Source organism: Caldimonas tepidiphila (assembly GCF_003569765.1).
Lineage (GTDB): Bacteria > Pseudomonadota > Gammaproteobacteria > Burkholderiales > Burkholderiaceae_C > Caldimonas > Caldimonas tepidiphila.
This window is the reverse complement of the sequence record NZ_QXMG01000022.1, coordinates 67,746-86,443: the sequence shown is the minus strand read 5'-3', so window position 1 is coordinate 86,443 and position 18,698 is coordinate 67,746. Positions and strand designations below refer to the sequence as shown.

The 18,698-nt window shown below is 69.7% G+C and carries 18 protein-coding genes; 5 read left to right on the top strand and 13 right to left on the bottom strand.

Annotated features, from left to right (window positions below; all coding sequences use genetic code 11):
* Positions 1-699: 699 nt before the first annotated feature.
* The 8 genes from D3A59_RS15235 to D3A59_RS15200 all read right to left on the bottom strand — a co-directional run bounded on the left by D3A59_RS15235 (position 700) and on the right by D3A59_RS15200 (position 8,072).
* Positions 700-1,083 (bottom strand): Na+/H+ antiporter subunit G, encoded by a 384-nt coding sequence (locus D3A59_RS15235; RefSeq protein ID WP_119155795.1) that lies wholly within the window; start codon positions 1,081-1,083, stop codon positions 700-702.
* A 13-nt stretch (positions 1,084-1,096) separates the two neighbouring features.
* Positions 1,097-1,378 (bottom strand): K+/H+ antiporter subunit F, encoded by a 282-nt coding sequence (locus D3A59_RS15230; protein WP_205665205.1) that lies wholly within the window; start codon positions 1,376-1,378, stop codon positions 1,097-1,099.
* Complete coding sequence (locus D3A59_RS15225; RefSeq protein ID WP_119155794.1) at positions 1,375-1,908, bottom strand: Na+/H+ antiporter subunit E; 534 nt, start codon at positions 1,906-1,908, stop codon at positions 1,375-1,377. Before D3A59_RS15225 ends, D3A59_RS15230 begins: the two co-directional genes overlap by 4 nt.
* Positions 1,905-3,602 carry a monovalent cation/H+ antiporter subunit D gene (locus D3A59_RS15220; protein WP_205665204.1) on the bottom strand — a complete coding sequence of 566 codons (1,698 nt, stop codon included), beginning with the start codon at positions 3,600-3,602 and terminating at the stop codon, positions 1,905-1,907. Before D3A59_RS15220 ends, D3A59_RS15225 begins: the two co-directional genes overlap by 4 nt.
* Positions 3,599-3,970 carry a Na+/H+ antiporter subunit C gene (locus tag D3A59_RS15215; protein WP_205665203.1) on the bottom strand — a complete coding sequence of 124 codons (372 nt, stop codon included), beginning with the start codon at positions 3,968-3,970 and terminating at the stop codon, positions 3,599-3,601. The genes D3A59_RS15220 and D3A59_RS15215 overlap by 4 nt, the downstream gene beginning before the upstream one ends.
* Positions 3,967-6,810, bottom strand: a complete 2,844-nt coding sequence (locus D3A59_RS15210; RefSeq protein ID WP_119155792.1) for a monovalent cation/H+ antiporter subunit A — start codon at positions 6,808-6,810, stop codon at positions 3,967-3,969. The genes D3A59_RS15215 and D3A59_RS15210 overlap by 4 nt, the downstream gene beginning before the upstream one ends.
* 145 nt (positions 6,811-6,955) lie before the next feature.
* Positions 6,956-7,468 (bottom strand): DUF2062 domain-containing protein, encoded by a 513-nt coding sequence (locus D3A59_RS15205; RefSeq protein ID WP_119155791.1) that lies wholly within the window; start codon positions 7,466-7,468, stop codon positions 6,956-6,958.
* Between the two features lie 31 nt (positions 7,469-7,499).
* Positions 7,500-8,072: a TIGR00645 family protein gene (locus D3A59_RS15200; protein WP_119155790.1), complete on the bottom strand. Its 573-nt coding sequence runs from the start codon at positions 8,070-8,072 to the stop codon at positions 7,500-7,502.
* Positions 8,073-8,286: 214 nt separating this feature from the next.
* On the opposite strand from D3A59_RS15200, the gene acs reads away from it, so the two are divergent.
* Positions 8,287-10,269, top strand: coding sequence for an acetate--CoA ligase (gene acs / locus D3A59_RS15195; protein ID WP_119155789.1), 1,983 nt, complete (start codon positions 8,287-8,289; stop codon positions 10,267-10,269).
* A 158-nt stretch (positions 10,270-10,427) separates the two neighbouring features.
* Here the strand turns inward: acs and D3A59_RS15190 are convergent, their stop codons facing one another.
* The gene (locus tag D3A59_RS15190; protein WP_119155788.1) at positions 10,428-10,733 is read right to left on the bottom strand and encodes a c-type cytochrome; all 306 of its coding nucleotides are present in this window, start codon (positions 10,731-10,733) and stop codon (positions 10,428-10,430) included.
* Positions 10,734-10,852: 119 nt separating this feature from the next.
* Between D3A59_RS15190 and D3A59_RS15185 the strand changes: the two genes are divergently transcribed.
* Entirely contained in the window at positions 10,853-11,092 is a 240-nt protein-coding gene (locus D3A59_RS15185; RefSeq protein ID WP_119155787.1) for a TIGR04438 family Trp-rich protein, read from the top strand.
* A gap of 143 nt (positions 11,093-11,235) precedes the next feature.
* Positions 11,236-12,033 (top strand): prolipoprotein diacylglyceryl transferase, encoded by a 798-nt coding sequence (gene lgt, locus D3A59_RS15180; RefSeq protein WP_119155786.1) that lies wholly within the window; start codon positions 11,236-11,238, stop codon positions 12,031-12,033.
* Between the two features lie 219 nt (positions 12,034-12,252).
* Here the strand turns inward: lgt and D3A59_RS15175 are convergent, their stop codons facing one another.
* The 4 genes from D3A59_RS15175 to D3A59_RS15160 form a co-directional block, all read right to left on the bottom strand.
* On the bottom strand, positions 12,253-13,053 hold the full coding sequence (locus D3A59_RS15175) for an ABC transporter ATP-binding protein (RefSeq protein ID WP_119155785.1): 801 nt from the start codon (positions 13,051-13,053) through the stop codon (positions 12,253-12,255).
* A 25-nt stretch (positions 13,054-13,078) separates the two neighbouring features.
* Positions 13,079-13,972 (bottom strand): nitrate ABC transporter permease, encoded by an 894-nt coding sequence (gene ntrB, locus D3A59_RS15170; RefSeq protein ID WP_119155784.1) that lies wholly within the window; start codon positions 13,970-13,972, stop codon positions 13,079-13,081.
* Between the two features lie 30 nt (positions 13,973-14,002).
* Positions 14,003-15,268, bottom strand: coding sequence for a CmpA/NrtA family ABC transporter substrate-binding protein (locus tag D3A59_RS15165; protein ID WP_205665202.1), 1,266 nt, complete (start codon positions 15,266-15,268; stop codon positions 14,003-14,005).
* A 305-nt stretch (positions 15,269-15,573) separates the two neighbouring features.
* Positions 15,574-16,206 (bottom strand): ANTAR domain-containing response regulator, encoded by a 633-nt coding sequence (locus tag D3A59_RS15160; protein ID WP_119155783.1) that lies wholly within the window; start codon positions 16,204-16,206, stop codon positions 15,574-15,576.
* A 110-nt stretch (positions 16,207-16,316) separates the two neighbouring features.
* Here D3A59_RS15160 and tsaD point away from each other — a divergent pair, with 110 nt between their 5' ends.
* Together tsaD and D3A59_RS15150 are read left to right on the top strand one after the other, a co-directional pair.
* A complete protein-coding gene (tsaD, locus tag D3A59_RS15155; RefSeq protein WP_119155782.1) occupies positions 16,317-17,348 on the top strand; it encodes a tRNA (adenosine(37)-N6)-threonylcarbamoyltransferase complex transferase subunit TsaD in 1,032 nt (343 codons plus the stop codon).
* 26 nt (positions 17,349-17,374) lie between these two features.
* On the top strand, positions 17,375-18,652 hold the full coding sequence (locus tag D3A59_RS15150) for a branched-chain amino acid ABC transporter substrate-binding protein (protein WP_119155781.1): 1,278 nt from the start codon (positions 17,375-17,377) through the stop codon (positions 18,650-18,652).
* Positions 18,653-18,698: the final 46 nt, after the last annotated feature.

Below are 18,698 nucleotides of genomic sequence, written 5' to 3'. Positions count from 1 at the left end.
ATAACTCCGTCCGGGGTCAGGGGAATCTCGCTCTCAATCTATTTGCGCAACAAAGCCCAGCCTCCGCCGCGGCGTCTACGGAGGTGCTCTACATGGGAATAAGCGGCGGCTTGCGCCGCGATGATTTATGCGGTCCTACAAGGCCTCTCCGGACTGATTGAACTGCTGATCGCGCTGTTCATCTTCCTCACCGCGCCGGTGTCGGCCAACCTGATGGCGCAGGCGGCGCTGCACCTGAGGCTGCCGTCGAAGGCGCCGCTGCCCGGGAATGTCGCGTCGGAGCCGAAAACAGCTCGACCAAAGTATGGAGCGTGCAACGGAAGGCGGTGGGAGACGCGAAGGTCAGGGGTGTCTTTGATCTGTCTGCACTATGGCCGAAGGAGGACAGTGCATTTCACCGCTGCCCTCGGCAGCGCTCGAATGGCGCCCGCAGGGCCTGTGTGGCAAGGTGCAATATGACAGGGTGCCCCCTCCCACTCATGAACGGTGCATGCGTGTGAGGAGGGAGGCCCGGATTGTCTCTAAGCAAAAGCTACGCAGCGGTCAACAAGACGCGTAACTTATTGATTTGTCTTAGAATTTTCCTGATTGGGTCTAGGAGATGTACTGCAGCGCGGCTGCGACGCTTTCGACGAGGTCGTCGTGCTTGATCGTGGTGGTCATGGTGGGGCGGGGGTGGGGTCGAAAAACCGGCGCCAATTATCGTTTGCGGGGCCTTGCTTTCGCTGACTTCGTGGCAGTGGCCGTCGGCGAGCGTGCGACATTCCCGGGCAGCGGCGCCTTCGACGGCAGCCGCAGGTGCAGCGCCGCCTGCGCCATCAGGTTGGCCGACACCGGCGCGGTGACGAAGATGAACAGCGTGATCAGCAGCTCGGCAAAGCCGGCGCGCCCCTGCACCGCGGCGTAGATCATCGACGCGATCAGGATGCCGCCGAGGCCGAGCGTGGAGGCCTTGGTCGGCGCATGCAGCCGCATGAAGAAGTCGGGCAGGCGCGCCAGGCCGATCGAGCCGACCAGCGAGAAGAAGGCGCCGATCACCAGCAGCGCGGCGATCAGCCATTCGGCCAGGATTTCGAGGTTCATGGTCGGGTCTCCTTCACTCGATCACGTCGCCGCGTGTCAGGTAGCGCGACAGCGCCACGGTGCCGACGAAGCCGAGCATCGCGACGATCAGCGCCGCCTCGAACAGCATCTCGGTGCCGAGCCGGATGTTGAGCAGTACCGTGAGGCCCACGGCGTTGAGGTAGAGGGTGTCGATCGCGATGATGCGGTCGGTGACCTCGGGGCCTCTGATCAGCCGCCAGCCGCACAGCAGCACCGAGACGGCGAGCGCGCCGAGCGCGATGTTCAGCGCGATGTCGAGCACGCCGGCGTTCATGCGGTCCTCCCGGGCAGGTTGCCGTGTTCGAAGATGTCGATGAGCAGGTCCTCGTAGCGCCGCTTCATGTCGGTCGCCATCGCCTGCGGGTCCTCGGCGTCGAGCGCGTGCACGAGGATCAGGCGCCGCTCCTCGTCGATCACGCAGGAGACGGTGCCGGGCGTGGTGGTGATGATCGCGGCGAAGAGGGCGATCGCGGTCGGGTGGGTGGCGGTCAGCGGCACCTCGATCCAGGCCGGGCGCGGGCGCGACATCGGACCGAGCACGAGCCGGGCCACCGCGATGTTGGCGACGATGATGTCCCACAGCACGATGCGCATCAGCCGCAGCGCGGGCCCCACCCGCAGGTGCACCCGCACCGGCAGGAAGTCGCCGAGCAGCTTGGGCACCACGAGGCCGATCAGCACGGCCCAGAAGATGTCCGGACCCCGGAAGCTTTGCATCAGCAGCAGCCAGCTCGCGACGATCAGCAGCGTGATGACCGGGTGGGGGAGCCAGCGGTCCATCACCGAGGCGGATTTCGTGCTCATGGTTGCCTCCCTTGCGGAGCGTTCGGCGCGGTCTCGGGGCGGGCGCGCTCGATCGGGCGGTGCAGCGGCTCGGGCGCGGTGCCAGCCTCGCCGGTGTAGGGGCGGGTGGTGCGCGCGTCGAGCCCCTCGGGGCCCAGCACCGCGTGTGCGTAGGCGGCGCGGTCGGCGAGTTGCGCGGCCGCGTCGTCGGTGTAGCGCTTGATCGGGCCTGCCGCCACCGCGATCAGCACGCCGGCGAGCAGCAGCGCGACGGTCGAGGCCACGAGCTTCGGGCTCGCGCCGGCGGAGCAGGCGCTGCCGCCGCCACGTGGCAGCTCGCTGCGCACGTTCCAGAACAGGATCGAGCCGGCACGCGCCAGGCCCACCAGCGACAGGAAGCCGACGAGCAGCACCGAGGTCCAGACCCAGGGCTGCGCGGCCGAGCCGGTGCTGCTCTGCAGCAGCATCAGTTTGCCGAGGAAGCCGGGCAGCGGCGGCACGCCCGCGACCGAGGCGGCGCCGAGCAGCATCATCAGCCCGAGCAGCACCGGCTGCAGCAGCGGCGCGGCCGGCCGCAGCCGGTCGCCCATCTCGCCGCGCTGCGAGCCGACGAGCTCGACCAGCAGGAAGAGCCCGGCGATCACCAGCGTGCTGTGCGCCATGTAGTAGAGCGAAGCAGACAGCGCGGCGTTGTCGTAGAGCGCGGTGCCGATCAGGATCGTGCCGACCGAGGACACGGTGAGGTAGGCCACCATGCGCGCCATCGAGTTCGCCGCGAGCGCGCCCACCACGCCGAGCACGCTGGTCGCGATCGCCAGCGGCAGCAGCCAGGGCTGCGCGACCATCGCCAGCTCGCCGGCGCCGGGCCCGAAGATCGTGCCGTGCACGCGGATGATGCTGTAGCAGCCGACCTTGGTCATGATCGCGAACAGCGCCGCCACCGGCGGGCTCGCGGCCGCATAGGTCGCCGGCAGCCACAGGTGCAGCGGCACCAGCGCCGCCTTCAGGCCGAACACGACCAGCAGCAGCAGCGCCGCGCCCTGCAGCACCGGCACCTGCGCCGGCTCGACCGCTGCCGCGCGCACCATGAGGTCGGCCATGCTCAGCGTGCCGGTGGTCGCGTAGATCAGCGCCAGCCCGATCAGGAACAGCGCCGACGCGGCGAGGTTGAGCACCACATAGTGGACACCGTACTTGAGCCGCGCCTGTCCCTGCCCGTGCAGAAGCAGCACGTAGGACGCGATCAGCAGCACCTCGAAGAACACGAACAGGTTGAACAGGTCGCCGGTGACGAAGGCGCCCGCCAGGCCCATCAGCTGGAACTGGAAGAGCGCGTGGAAGTGGCGGCCCTGCGTGTCCCAGCCGCCGCTGGCGTACCACAGCACCGGCAGCGCGACGAGCTGCGCGATCAGCAGCATCAGCGCCGAGAGCCGGTCCACGACCAGCGCGATGCCGAAGGGCGGCTGCCAGTCGCCGAGGCGGTAGACGATCAGCTCGCCCTCGGCCGCGCGGCCGACCAGCGTCAGCGCGATCGCGAGGCCGAGCCCGACCGACAGCAGGCTGAGCATGCGGCGCAGCCGCAGCCGCGGGTTGCCGTGGGCGTTCAGGCCCTCGTTGTCACCGATCAGCAGCATCAGCATCGCGGTGAAGGCAGGCAGCAGCACCGCCAGCACCGGCAGGTGCGTCATCAGGGGATTCGTCGTCTCGGAGATCATGCGCCGTGCTCCTCAGGGAGGCGGCCGGAGGCGCGGCGCTCGCCGTCGCGCCCGTCGACGTGGTCGGTGCCGGACTCGTGGCGGCTGCGCAGCGCGAGCTCGATGATGAAGCCGGTGGTGGCAAAGCCGATCACGATCGCGGTGAGCACCAGCGCCTGCGGCAGCGGGTCGGCCACCGGGCCGTCGCCGCCGAGGATGGGTGCCGCGTTGGTCCACAGCCGGCCCATGCCGAAGATGAAGACGTTGACCGCGTAGCTCAGGATCGTGAGGCCGAGCACGACGGGGAAGGTTCGGCCGCGCAGCATCAGGTAGATGCCGGTGGCGGCGACGATGCCGATGCCGCTGGCGACGAGGAATTCGAGACTCATGATGCGCTCCCGGCGGGCTGCGGGCTTTCCTTGCTGACCGCGCCCAGCGCCGACAGCATCAGCAGCGTCGCGCCGACCACGGTGATGTAGACCCCCAGGTCGAACAGCGCGGCCGAGGCGAGCGGCAGCTCGCCGAGCAGCGGCACGTGGGGATGGCCGTGCGCGCTGGTCAGGAAGGGCCGGCCGAAGGCGAAGGCGCCGGCGCCGGTGATGCCGGCGATCGCCAGACCCGTGCCGATCCAGCGCACGAAGCGGCGTCCGGACTGCGAGCGCAGCAGCGCCTCCGCCCGCGACTGGCCCAGCGCCATGAACTGCAGCACGAGCGCCACCGCCGTGATCAGCCCGGCGATGAAGCCGCCGCCGGGCAGATTGTGGCCGCGCAGGAAGATGTAGAGCGTGACGACCAGTGCCAGCGGCAGCACCACGCGCGAGGCCACGCGCAGCAGCAGCGGTGTGGCGGCGAAGGTCCAGGCGCGGCCGGCCGGGTCGGCACCGGGGCGGCGCGCGCGCATGCCGTCGAGCAGCGCCATCACGCCGAGCGCGGCGATGCCGAGCACGGTGATCTCGCCGAAGGTGTCGTAGCCGCGGAAGTCCACCAGGATCACGTTGACCGAGTTGGTGCCGCCGCCGCCGGGCACCGACTGCTCGAGGAAGAACCAGGAGATCGAGTCGTGGTCGCGGGTGAGCATCAGCCAGGTCAGCCAGGCCAGGCCCCCGCCGCCGGCGAGCGCCAGCACCCCGTCGCGCACGCGCCTCGCCGCGCCCGACTCGCGCGGCGAATGCTGCGGCAGCAGCGCCAGGCCCATCAGCAGCAGCACGGTGGAGACGACCTCGACCGACAACTGCGTGAGCGCGAGGTCCGGTGCCGACAGCGACACGAAGGTCAGCGCCGCCACGAGCCCGACCAGGCCGGTGAGCACCACCGCCTTGAAGCGGTCATGGTGCATGAGCACGATCGCGCCGCAGCTCGCCGCCAGCACCAGCCACAGCGCGATCGCGAGCGGGTTGGCAGGCAGCAGCTCGCGCGTGCCGGTGCCGGGGGAGCCGTGCTGCCACAGCGGCACCGCGACGACGACGACGGCCGAGGCGGTCAGCCAGGCGGCGTAGCGCTGCAGCGAGCCGTTCTCCAGCGCGAGGGTGAGGCGGCCGCACAGCCTGAAGACGCTGTCGATCGCCCGCGAGAAGATCTCGAAGCCGGTCCAGCCGCGCCACCACTGCTCGATCACCTGCTCATGCAGGCGGAACAGGCGGTGCAGCGCGAAGTACATCGCCACACCGCCGACCAGCGCGATCGCGCTCATCAGCAGCGGCAGGTTGAAGCCGTGCCAGATCGCGAGGTGGTATTCCGGCAGCGGCGCGCCGGCCACCGCCGTGGCGGCCACGTGCACCATCGGGCCGAAGGTCAGCGCCGGCAGCACGCCGACCACCAGGCAGATCACCACCAGCAGCCCGACCGGCGCCTTCATGAAGAAGGGCGGCTCGTGCGGGTGGTCGTCGGGCAGGTCCTTCGGCGGGCCGTTGAAGAAGACGTCGTGGATGAAGCGCAGCGAGTACGCGACGCTGCAGATGCCGGCGAAGGTCGCCGCCGCCGGCAGCAGCCAGGTCTCGGAGGCCGTCACCGTCTCGGTGAAGAACATCTCCTTGGACAGGAAACCGTTGGCCAGCGGCACGCCGGCCATCGACGCGGCAGCCACCATCGCGAGCGTCGCGGTCCAGGGCATGTACTTCCACAGGCCGCCAAGGCGACGCATGTCGCGTGTGCCGGTCTCGTGGTCGATGATGCCGGCCGTCATGAAGAGCGAGGCCTTGAAGGTGGCGTGGTTCAGCACGTGGAACACCGCGGCGACTGCCGACAGCGGCGAGCCCAGGCCGATCAGGAAGGTGATCAGGCCGAGGTGGCTGATCGTCGAGTAGGCGAGCAGCCCTTTCAGGTCGTGCTTGAAGACGGCGACGAAGGCGGCGAAGGCCAGCGTCACGATGCCGGCGCCGGCCACGAGCAGGTGGAAGAGCTCGGTGCCGCCGAGCACCGGGTTCAGGCGCGCGAGCAGGAAGACGCCTGCCTTCACCATCGTCGCCGAGTGCAGGTAGGCCGACACCGGGGTCGGGGCGGCCATCGCCTGCGGCAGCCAGAAGTGGAAGGGGAACTGCGCGCTCTTCGTGAAGCAGCCGAGCAGGATCAGCACGAGGGCCGCGGGGTAGCGGGGGTCTGCCTGGATCTCGGCGGCGCGGCCGAGCATGGCGCTCAGGTCGTAGGTGCCGGCGATCTGGCCGAGGATCACGATGCCGGCGAGCATCGCCAGGCCGCCGCCGCCGGTGACGGCCAGCGCGGTGCGCGCCCCGTCGCGCGCCTCGGCCTTGTGCTGCCAGTAGCCCACCAGCAGGAAGGACGACAGGCTTGTCGCCTCCCAGAACACCACCAGCACCAGCAGGTTGTCCGACAGCACGACGCCGAGCATCGCCGCCATGAACAGCATCATCAGGCTGTAGAACTTCGCGGCCGAGTCCTCGGGGCTGAGGTAGTAGTGGGCGTAGAGGATGATCAGCAGGCCGATGCCGGTGATCAGCAGCGCGAACATCAGCGCCAGGCCGTCGAGCCGGAAGCCGAGGTTCAGGCCGATCTGCGGCACCCAGCTGTAGGTCTCCAGCAGGGTCTGGCCGGCGAACACGGCCGGCGCCTGGCTCAGCAGCAGCCCGAGGCTGGAGGCGGTGACGGCGGCGGCGCACCAGGCGATCCAGGCGCGGCGGTGGCTCGGCGCGTCCGTGCCGGCGCCACTGCGGTTGAGCAGCGCGGGCAGGGTCGTGCCGAGGAATAGCGGCAGAAGAACGGTCAGCAGCAGCACGGCAGGGCTTCCGGTTGGGGATCGGCGATTGTAGAAGCGACAATCGGCCTTCCGGGAGGGAGCGGGGCGTCCGCGGGGACGTCCCGGCCCTCCATCGGGCGGTGGCGGCGCACGCCGGGCGCGCCGCCGCAGGGTCAGCCGCCTCTCAGTGACGGCGGACGCGCCACAGCAGGGACACCGTCACGTAGCCGACGAGGCTCGCCCCGACGGCCAGCGCCAGCAGCCCGGTGGCCAGCGGCAGCCCGGCGGCCTGCACCCAGGCGAGGGAGGACTCCAGCCAGCCCGTGGCGGGGGCGGAGACCTGCGGTGCCTGCCCGATCGCGGCCTCTGCCGCAGCCTCGTCGAGCGGGGCGCGGGTGATCCAGCAGCCGAGATGCCATGCCAGCCAGTAGATCGGCGGAAAGGTCAGCGGGTTGGTCACCAGCGTGGCCGCGGTGGCGACGGGCACGTTGGCGCGCAGCGCGATCGCGGACAGCACCGCGAACAGGAACTGCGCCACCGGCAGCATCAGCCCGAAGAAGAGCCCCAGCGCCACGCCCCGGGCCACCGACTCGCGCTCGAAGTGCCAGAGGCAGTCCTGGTCGAGATGGCGCGCGAAGGGCCGCAGCCACCGGTTCTGCATCACCTTGTCGCGCGGGGGAAGCCAGCGCGCACTCATGCGCACCCCCCGCACGGCAGGCGGCATCGGCTCAGTGGCTCTGGGCAGCGTGGCTGGAGGCAAGCAGCCGGTCCGCCATCGCGATCGCCATGGCGGACAGCAGGAATGCGATATGAATGATGGTCTGCCACATCAGTACCTTGACGTCGTAGTTCCCGGCGTTGATGAAAGTCTTCAGCAGGTGGATGGAGGAGATCCCGATGATCGCCGTCGCCAGCTTGACCTTCAGCACCGAGGCGTTCACGTGACTCAGCCATTCCGGCTGGTCCGGATGTCCTTCCAGATTCATACGCGAGACAAAGGTTTCATAGCCGCCGACGATCACCATGATCAGCAGGTTCGAGATCATGACCACGTCGATCAGAGCCAGCACCACCAGCATGATGATCGTCTCGTTCAGCGCCGCGATCGGCACGTCGCTGCGGTAGCCGATGCTGCCCACCAGCTTCTCGAGGGCCGTGGCGCTGCCGAAGGCGGCCTCGATCAGGTGGACGAGCTCGACCCAGAAATGGAAGACGTAGACCGCCTGGGCCAGGATCAGTCCGAGGTACAGGGGCAGCTGGAGCCAGCGGCTGGCAAAGATCAGGTTCGGCAGGTGGCGCATCTTGCTTGCGCTCGGAGCGGGGGGATTCGCCATCGGGGTTCGGCAATCGGGTAGGGTGGGAAGGAAGGCGCGATTCTAGGAGCGGGCCCGGTGCCGGGGGCCGCTCCCGCGCGCCGCCGTCAAAGCGATGCCCTCGACGCGCATGTCCGAGTAAGGGGTTCGTAAGAGCCCCTTCTTAAGGTGCAGGCGATAAACACCCAAGAGGAGACCACCAATGTCTGGTGCCGAAACGACGCAGGAGCCCAAGCTCTACCATCCCTCCGAAGCCACCGTCGCCGCCGCGCATGTGTCCGGCATGGAGGCCTACCAGAAGCTCTGCGCGGAGGCGGAGGCCGACTACGAGGGCTACTGGGCTCGTCTGGCGCGCGATCTGATCAGCTGGAAGACGCCCTTCACCAAGGTGCTCAACCAGGACAACGCGCCTTTCTTCAAGTGGTTCGAGGACGGCACGCTCAACGCCTCCTACAACTGCCTGGACCGCAACGTCGAGCGCGGCCTCGGCGACAAGACCGCGATCATCTTCGAGGCCGACGGCGGCGAGGTCACGAAGGTGACCTACTCCGAGCTGCTGGCGCGCACCTGCCGCCTCGCCAACGCGCTGAAGGCGCAGGGCGTGAAGAAGGGCGACCGCGTCGTCATCTACATCTCGATGTCGATCGACGGCGTGGCCGCGATGCAGGCCTGCGCCCGCATCGGCGCGACGCACTCGGTGGTCTTCGGCGGCTTCTCGGCGCAGTCGCTGCGCGATCGCATCGAGGACACCCAGGCCAAGGTCATCATCACGGCCGACCAGCAGGTGCGCGGCGGCAAGTCGCTGCCGCTCAAGGCCATCGTCGACGAGGCGCTCACTCTCGGCGGCTGCGACTCGGCGCAGAAGGTGCTGATCGTCAAGCGCACCGGCGCCGAGGTCGGCTTCAACCCCGAGCGCGACGTCTGGATGGACGACGCGCTCGCCGGCCAGAGCGACAGCTGCGAGCCCGAGTGGGTCGAGGCCGAGCACCCGCTGTTCCTGCTCTACACCTCCGGCTCCACCGGCAAGCCGAAGGGCGTGCAGCACAGCACCGGCGGCTACCTGCTGCACGCGGCGCTGACCACCAAGTGGACCTTCGATCTGAAGGCCGACGACGTGTTCTGGTGCACGGCCGACATCGGCTGGGTCACCGGCCACACCTACATCACCTACGGGCCGCTGGCGCTCGGCGGCACCGAGATCGTGTTCGAGGGCGTGCCGACCTATCCGGACGCCGGCCGCTTCTGGAAGATGATCCAGGACCACAAGGTCAGCATCTTCTACACCGCGCCGACCGCGATCCGCTCGCTGATCAAGGCCGCCGAGGGCAACGAGGCGGTGCACCCGAAGCAGTACGACCTCTCCAGCCTGCGCCTGCTCGGCTCGGTGGGCGAGCCGATCAACCCGGCCGCCTGGGAGTGGTACCACCAGCACGTGGGCGGCGGCCGCTGCCCGATCGTCGACACCTTCTGGCAGACCGAGACGGGCGGCCACATGATCACGCCGCTGCCGGGCGTCACGCCGATGGTGCCGGGCTCGTGCACGCTGCCCTTCCCGGGCATCCAGGCCGCCGTGGTCGACGAGACCGGCAAGGAAGTGCCCTGGGGCCAGGGCGGCATCCTGGTCGTCAAGAAGCCGTGGCCGTCGATGATCCGCACCATCTGGGGCGATCCGGAGCGCTTCAAGAAGAGCTACTACCCCGAGGACTTCAAGGGCCAGCTCTACCTGGCGGGCGACGGCGCGATCCGCGACGCCAAGACCGGCTACTTCACGATCACCGGCCGCATCGACGACGTGCTGAACGTCTCCGGCCACCGCATGGGCACGATGGAGATCGAGTCCGCGCTGGTGTCGTGCACCGAGCTGGTGGCCGAGGCCGCGGTGGTCGGCCGTCCGGACGACACCACCGGCGAGGCGATCTGCGCCTTCGTCGTGCTCAAGCGTCCGCGCCCGAGCGGCGACGAGGCCAAGGCGATCGCCAAGCAGCTGCGCGACCACATCTCCAAGGAGATCGGTCCGATCGCCAAGCCCAAGGACATCCGCTTCGGCGACAACCTGCCCAAGACCCGCAGCGGCAAGATCATGCGCCGCCTGCTGCGCTCGGTCGCCAAGGGCGAGGCCGTCACGCAGGACACCTCGACGCTGGAGAACCCGGCCATCCTGGAGCAGCTCGGCCAGGCCTACTGATCCGGGCCGCGGCAACGCGGCGGATGCGCGGCATGCCCGTGCATCCCTGCGGAGCTCGCTCCGGCCCGGGGCGGAGATCGACCCGGGCCGGCGTTCTTGCGAGCTCCTGAAGAAAAAAGCCCCGCACTGCGGGGCTTTTTCTTGGGGGCTGAGCCGGCTTACTGGGCCAGCACCCACTGCACCAGCTGCTTGGCCTCGGCGTCGCTGACCTGCGGGTTCGGCGGCATCGGGATCTGGCCCCAGGCGCCGACGCCGCCCTTCTGGATCTTGGTCACGAGCTTGTCGGCGGCGGTCTTGTCGCCCTTGTACTTGGCGGCGACTTCCTTGAAGCCCGGGCCGACCAGCTTCTTGTCGACGGCATGGCAGGCCATGCAGTTCTTCTTCTGCGCCAGGTCGGCGCTGGCGAACGCGGGCGTGGCGGCCAGGCTGCCGAGGGCGGCGACGAGGGCGATGAGCGTTTTCATGGGGTCCTTTCGATGCGGCGTGAAGGGCTTCGATTACATTCCGTGAACCGCGGGATTGTATTCAAGCGCTGTCTTTCTCCACCTGACAGCGACGCGCGTTTTTGCTGAGGAACAACAACATGTATCTCGTGCTGCTGGGCATCGTGGCGCTGATCCTGAAGGTGGCCGAAATCGGTCCGGTCGCGCAGTGGTCATGGTTCCTCGTGCTGTCGCCCTTCGCGGGGGCAGTGGCCTGGTGGAGCTGGGCCGACGCCTCGGGCTACAACCAGCGCCAGCAGATGAAGCGGATGGAGGAGCGCAAGAAGGATCGCCAGCGCAAGAGCCTCGAGGCGCTGGGCCAGCCGACGCGCAAGCGCTGACGCCGCGGCTTCCTGCGGCCCCGCTGTGGCTGCAGCCCGAGGCCGGCGCCGGTGTGCGCGGCCTCCGGTGGCACCGGGTGAGGGCGTGCGTTTCCGAATCTCCGCAGCGGCGACAATTGGCGCTTGCTATCGGAGACCGCTGAATGCTCGTGCACCCGCAATTCGATCCCATCGCCCTGCAGATCGGGCCGCTGGGAATCCACTGGTACGGCCTGACCTATCTGGTCGCCTTCGCGCTCTTCTTCCTGCTGGCCGGCCTGCGCACCCGCCACGCGCCTTTCGCGGAGCGCGGCTGGACGCGCCGGGATGTGGAGGACCTTCTGTTCTACGGGGTGCTCGGCGTGATCGCGGGCGGGCGGCTCGGCTACGTGCTGTTCTACAAGCCGCTCTACTACGCGGCCCATCCGCTCGAGGCCTTCGCGGTCTGGGAGGGCGGCATGTCCTTCCATGGCGGGCTGCTCGGCGTGCTCGCCGCGATGGCGCTGTTCGCGCGCAGCCGCCGCCGCCCGTTCTTCGAGGTGACGGACCTGATCGCGCCCTGCATCCCGCTCGGCCTCGCATCGGGTCGCATCGGCAACTTCATCAACGGCGAGCTGTGGGGGCGCGCGGCCGACCCGTCGCTGCCTTGGGCGATGGTGTTCCCGCAGTCGGGCAGCATGCTGCCGCGCCACCCGTCGCAGCTCTACCAGTTCGCGCTCGAGGGCGTGCTGCTGTTCGTGCTGCTGTGGCTCTATGCGCGCAAGCCGCGGCCGCTTGGCGCGGTCTCGGGTGCCTTCCTGATCGGCTACGGCCTGTTCCGCTTCATCGCCGAATATTTCCGCGAGCCCGACAGCCACCTGGGGCTGCTGGCGCTGAACATGAGCATGGGGCAGTGGCTCTGCGTGCCGATGATCCTCGCCGGCCTGGCGATCCTCGGGATGGCGCACCGGCGCGGCCGCTGACCCGCGCGTTCGAGGTGCGCGCTGCACCACTGCGGTTCCCGCAGCGGGGGGGCGAAAAAAAAGCGCCCCCCGTCGAGGGGACGGGAGGCGGAAGCGGAGGATGGACCCCCTGAGGAGACAGTGGCTGGAGCTTGCAGACCGCAGCCGAACTGAACAAAGCAATTCGCGGGCCAGGGGCCTCGCCGCCTGGCGATCGCGCTTTCCCTAGGGGGGCGCGGCTCAGGCGGCGGCCTTCTCGGCGCGACCGTGTCGGGTGTACAGGAAATCCAGCACCGCCTTGCGGCAAGCGATGTAGCGCGGGTCCTCGGCCAGCTCCACGCGGTTGCGCGGCCGCGGCAGCTTCACCTCGCAGATCTCGCCGATCGTGGCCGCCGGGCCGTTGGTCATCATCACGATGCGGTCGGACAGCAGCACCGCCTCGTCGACGTCGTGCGTGACCATCACGACCGTGCTCTTCGTGCGCGCGACGATCTTCAGCAGCTCGTCCTGCAGGTGGGCGCGGGTGAGCGCGTCGAGCGCGCCGAAGGGCTCGTCCATCAGCAGCACCTTGGGCTCCATCGCCAGGGCGCGGGCGATGCCCACGCGCTGCTTCATGCCGCCCGAGATCTCGTGCGGGCGCTTCGTCGTCGCGTGCGACATGCCCACCATCTCGAGCGCGGCCTCGGTGCGCGCCTTGAGCTTCGCGCGCGGCTCGGTGCCGCCGAACACCCGCTCGACCGCGAGGTGGACGTTCTCGAAGCAGGTCAGCCAGGGCAGCAGCGAGTGGTTCTGGAACACCACCGCGCGCTCCGGGCCGGGCGAGCGGATCTCGCGGTTGTCGCACAGCAGCACGCCGCCGCTCGGCTCGATCAGCCCGGCGATCAGGTTCAGCAGCGTGGACTTGCCGCAGCCCGAATGGCCGATCAGCGCGATGAACTCGCCCTGCTGCACGTTCAGGCTGACCTCGTGCAGCGCGTGGAAGCGGCCCTTGCGGGTGTCGAACACCATCTCGGCGTTCTCGATCTGGATGAAGGCTTTCATGTCGGGGTCCTCGTGTCGGGTCGTCTCAGTCCTCGAAGCTGAAGCGGCGGGCAATGCCGATCAGCATCTGCTCGAGCAGCAGGCCGACCACGCCGATCACGAAGATCGCGACGATGATGTGCTGCACGTTGAGGTTGTTCCACTCGTCCCAGACCCAGAAGCCGATGCCGACGCCGCCGGTGAGCATCTCGGCCGCGACGATCACGAGCCAGGCGGTGCCCACCGACAGGCGCACGCCGGTCAGCATGTAGGGCAGCACGGCCGGGAGCAGGATCTTCGTGATGACCTTCCACTCGCTGAGGTTCAGCACGCGCGCGACGTTCAGGTAGTCCTGCGGCACGCGCTGCACGCCGACCGCGGTGTTGATGATCATCGGCCAGATCGAGCAGATGAAGATGGTCCAGATCGCCGCCGGGTTGGCGCTCTTGAACACCAGCAGGCCGATCGGCAGCCAGGCCAGCGGCGAGACCGGACGCAGCAGGCTCACCAGCGGCGAGACCATGCGGTCGAGGACGGTGAAGCGCCCGATCATGAAGCCGACCGGGATGCCGACCAGCGCCGCGAGGCCGAAGCCGACGGCCACGCGCTGCAGCGAGTTCAGGATGTTCCAGCCGATGCCCTGGTCGTTGGGGCCGTTGCGGTAGAACGGGTCGGCGAACAGCTGGACCGCGGCGTCGAAGGTGGCCGCCGGGCCCGGGAAGCTGCTGCTGCCCGCCGTCAGCAGCGCCCAGATGCCGATCAGCAGCGCGAGGCCGGCGACCGGCGGGATCACCGCGAGCCACAGCCCGCGCCAGTCGAAGGGGGCGGACGCCGGGGCCGGGACGGCCGCGGCACGGGGCGCGGGTTTCGCGACGGGCTCGGCCGCGGGCTTGGCTTCGGCGGGCTCGCCCGCCGGGGAATGGAACACGGCACTGACCATGGTGAGACTCCTTGCGGTGGTGCGGGGGGATCAGGCGGCGGACTTGAAGCCGTTGGCGTACTTGACCGGGTCCTTGCCGTCCCAGACCACGCCGTCGATCAGCTTGCTCGTGCGCATCGGCTCCTTCGGCACGCTGACCTTCAGCGCCGACGCGGCCTGCTTGTAGAGCTCGATCTGGTTGATCTGCTTCGCGACGCCGAGGTAGTCGGGATGCTCCTTGAGCAGGCCCCAGCGCTTGTGCTGGGTGAGGAACCACATGCCGTCGGACAGGTAGGGGAAGTTCACCGCGCCGTCGGCGAAGAACTTCATGTGGTTCGGGTCGTCCCAGGTCTTGCCCAGGCCGTTCTGGTAGCGGCCGAGGATGCGCTGGTTGATCGCGTCGACGCTGGTGTTGACGTAGGCCTTGTCGGCCACCGTCTCGGCCATCTTCATCTTGTTCTGCAGCCCGGCGTCGATCCAGCGGCTGGCCTCGAGCACCGCCATGATCACCGCGCGCGCGGTGTTGGGGTACTTCTTGACGAAGTCGCCGGTGCAGCCGAGCACCTTCTCCGGGTGGTCGCGCCAGATGTCCTGGGTCGTGACGGCGGTGATGCCGATGCCGTCCATGATCGCGCGGTGGCCCCAGGGCTCGCCCACGCAGAAGCCGTCCATGTTGCCCACGCGCATGTTGGCGACCATCTGCGGCGGCGGCACCGTGATGACCTTGGCGTCCTTCATCGGGTTGATGCCCGCGGCGGCCAGCCAGTAGTACAGCCACATCGCGTGCGTGCCGGTCGGGAAGGTCTGCGCGAAGGTGTACTCGCGCTTCTCCTGGGCCATCAGCTTGGCGAGCGAGGGGCCGTCCACCGCGCCCTTGTCGGCGAGCTTCTTCGACAGCGTGATCGCCTGGCCGTTGTGGTTGAGCGTCATCAGCGCGGCCATGTCCTTCTTCGGGCCCGAGACGCCGAGGTGCACGCCGTAGATCAGGCCGTAGAGCACGTGCGCCATGTCGAGCTCGCCGTTCACCAGCTTGTCGCGCACGCCGGCCCAGGACGCTTCCTTGGTCGGGACGATCCTGATGCCGTACTTCTTGTCGAAGCCGAGCACCGAGGCCATCACGATCGAGGCGCAGTCCGTCAGCGGGATGAAGCCGATGCGCACCTCCTCCTTCTCGGGCTTGTCGGAGCCGGCGGCCCAGACGGCGGACTGCAGGCCCGGCACCATGCCGCCGGCCACGGTGGAGGCGGTGGCCGCGGCGGCGGCCCTGATCACTTGACGGCGGCTCATGTCGATCCCCAGCTTCTTGTCGGAATTCATCGCGTTCTCATCCTCGATGGCAAAAACAAAAAAGGCGTCCTCACGCGGCCGCGCTGCTGCGCCGTGCCGGTGGGGACGCCTTCGTCCTTTTCCTGCGGGGGGCCGACCTTGGCCGCCCTCGGTGTCAAGAAATCGCCGTTGACTTCTCTAGGCACCTGTCACGCAAGCCCTGTGCCAGCGAGGTTTGCGCCGCATGCCGCCCGGGGCCGGGGGCAGTGCAGGGCGCCGGCGCCAAGCCGGGGCTGCTGGATGCACGTTGATTGGGCGTCGGTGGCGGATGCGCCCCGCAATTGGGCGCGCCGGGTTCAGCCGAGCATCTCCGAGACGTCGATCAGCCGCTGCGCGACCTCGGCGAGCTTCAGCCCCTTGTCCATCGCCGCCTTGCGCAGCCGCGCATAGGCCTCGGGTTCGCTGCAGCCGTGGCGGCTCATCAGGATGCCCTTCGCGCGCTCGACCAGCTTGCGCTCGGAGAGTTGCGTGCGCGCGTCCGCCAGCTCGCGGCGCAGGCTCTCCTCGTGGCGGAAGCGCGCCATCGCGACGTCGAGCACCGGCTTCACGCGCTCCGGAGCGAGTCCCGCCACCACGTAGGCGGTCACGCCTGCGGCGATCGCGTCCTGGACCCCCGAGGTGTCGCTGTCCTCGGTGAAGAGCACGATCGGTCGGCGCGCGTCGCGCGTCGCGAACACCACGTGCTCGAGCGTGTCGCGGGCCTCGCTCTCGGCGTCGACGATCACCATGTCGGGCTGGATCTGCGACAGCCGGTCCGGCAGGAAGGCGTCGGGCGGCAGCACCGCGACGATGTTGTAGCCGCCCTCGAGCAGCCCGATGCGCAGGCTGCGCGAGCGCTCGGCCTGCCACCAGGCCGGTTCGTCGTCCGGCTCGGGCGCGAGGGTGTCGGGCGCGACGATGACGATGCGCAGGGCGGGAGCGGGTTTCATGGCCGGCGCTGCGTGCAACATCCGGGCCAAACGCCGCGCGGACCTCGGCGCGGTGGGGCCGCTTGCCGCCGGGCGGGTCGCGCCGGGGGCGCGCGGCTACACTGCCGCCCATGTTGGTACTGGGAATCGAATCGTCCTGCGACGAGACCGGCGTGGCACTGGTGCGCACGCGCGAGGGCGGCGTGCCGCAGCTGCTCGGCCATGCGCTGCACAGCCAGATCGAGATGCACCGCGCCTATGGCGGCGTGGTGCCGGAGCTCGCCTCGCGCGACCACATCCGGCGCGTGCTGCCGCTGGCGCGCGAGGTGCTGGCCTCCAGCAGCGCCGCACTCGCCGACGTGGACGTGGTGGCCTACACGCGCGGGCCCGGCCTCGCCGGCGCGCTGCTGGTCGGCTCCGGCGTGGCCTGCGCGCTCGGCGTCGCGCTCTCGCGCCCGGTGCTCGGCGTGCACCATCTGGAGGGGCACCTGCTGTCGCCCTTCCTGTCGGCCGACCCGCCGGAGTTCCCCTTCGTCGCGCTGCTGGTCTCGGGCGGGCACACGCAGCTGATGCGCGTCGACGGCGTCGGCCGCTACGAGCTGCTCGGCGAGACGATCGACGACGCCGCCGGCGAGGCCTTCGACAAGTCGGCCAAGCTGCTCGGCCTCGGCTACCCCGGCGGGCCGCAGCTCGCGCGCATGGCCGAGTACGGCGACCCGCAGGCCTTCGAGCTGCCGCGGCCGCTGATGCACAGCCCCAACCTCGACTTCTCCTTCGCCGGCCTGAAGACCGCGGTCTGGACCGCGTCGCAGCGCCTGGGCTCCCAGCCCTGCGAGCAGGACCGCGCCAACCTCGCCGCCGCGACGCAGCAGGCGATCGTCGACGTGCTGGTGCACAAGTCGCTGAAGGCACTCAAGGCCACCGGGCTCAAGCGGCTGGTGGTCGCCGGCGGCGTCGGCGCGAACGCCGCGCTGCGGGCGCAGCTCGACGCGCAGTGCGCGAAGCGCCGCGTGCGCGTGCACTATCCCGAGCTGCACCTGTGCACCGACAACGGCGCGATGATCGCGCTCGCCGCCGCGATGCGGCTGCAGGCCGGCCGCGCCGAGGCGGTGCGCGACTACGCCTTCGACGTCAAGCCGCGCTGGGACCTGGCGTCGGTCTGACCTTTTCTTCTCGAATCCTCCTTCCCATGACCCGGATCCCCCGTCGCTTCGCGCTCGCGGCGCTCGCCGCGCTGTGCCTGATTGTCGGCGCCGCCGCGCGTGCCGCCGAGCCCGTGCGCCTCGCGCTGATCGAGGGCCTGTCGGGCAGCTTCGGCAACGCCGGCGAGGCGGTGCACCGCAACCTGGCGTGGGCCGTCGAGCGCGTCAATGCGCGCGGCGGCGTGAAGCTGCCGGGCGGCGCGCGCCCGCTGGAGCTGGTGCGCTTCGACAGCAAGGGCGCCACCGACGAGGCGCTGGCGCTGCTGCGCGCCGCCACCGACCAGCGCATCGGCTTCGTGCTGCAGGGCAACAGCTCGGCCACCGCGGCGGCGCTGATCGACGCGCTCGACAAGCACAACCGCCGCGAGCCCGATCGCCGCGCACTGTTCCTGAACTACTCGGCCGTCGACCCGGCGCTGACCAACGAGCGCTGCAGCTTCTGGCACTTCCGCTTCGACGCACATGCCGACATGCGGCTCGCCGCGCTGCTCGACGTGCTGGCCAGCGACCGCTTGGTGCAGCGCGTCTACCTGATCGGGCAGGACTACAGCTTCGGCCAGCACGTGGTGCGCAAGTCGCGGGAGATGATCGCCGCGCGGCGCGCCGACCTGCAGGTGGTCGGCGAGGAGCTGCACCCGCTCGGCCGGGTGAAGGACTTCGCCCCCTATGTCGCGAAGATCCGCGCCAGCGGCGCGCAGGCGGTCCTCACCGGCAACTGGGGGAACGACCTGACGCTGCTGATCCGCGCGGCGCGCGAGGCGGGACTGGACGTCAAGTTCTACACCTTCTACGGCAACGCGCTCGGCGCGCCGGCCGCGATCGGCGAGGCCGGGGTGGGGCGCGTGCTCGCGGTGGCCGAGTGGCACCCGAACGTCGGCACGCCGGCCTCGGACCGCTTCTACGGCGAATTCCGCCGCCGCTTCCCCCGCCCCGCCGACGACTACCTGCACCTGCGCATGCAGGCGATGGTGGAGGTGCTCGCCGCCGCGATCGAGAAGGCGGGCAGCGCCGACCCGCTGCGCGTCGCGCGTGCGCTCGAGGGCCTGAGGTTCGACGGCCGCACGCTCGGCGGCGTGCACCAGGGCACGATGCGCGCGGCCGACCACCAGTTCATCCAGCCGCTGTATGTCAGCGTCATGCAGCGCGCCGGCAGCGAGGGCGTGCGCTTCGACAACGAGGGCTCGGGCTACGGCTTCCGCACGGTGCGCTTCCTCGACGCGGCGCAGACCGAGGCGCCGCACGCCTGCGCGATGGTCCGCCCCTGAGCAGCCCCGCCGCGGGCGGGGCGGCTGCCGGGCCGAGGCCGGCGGC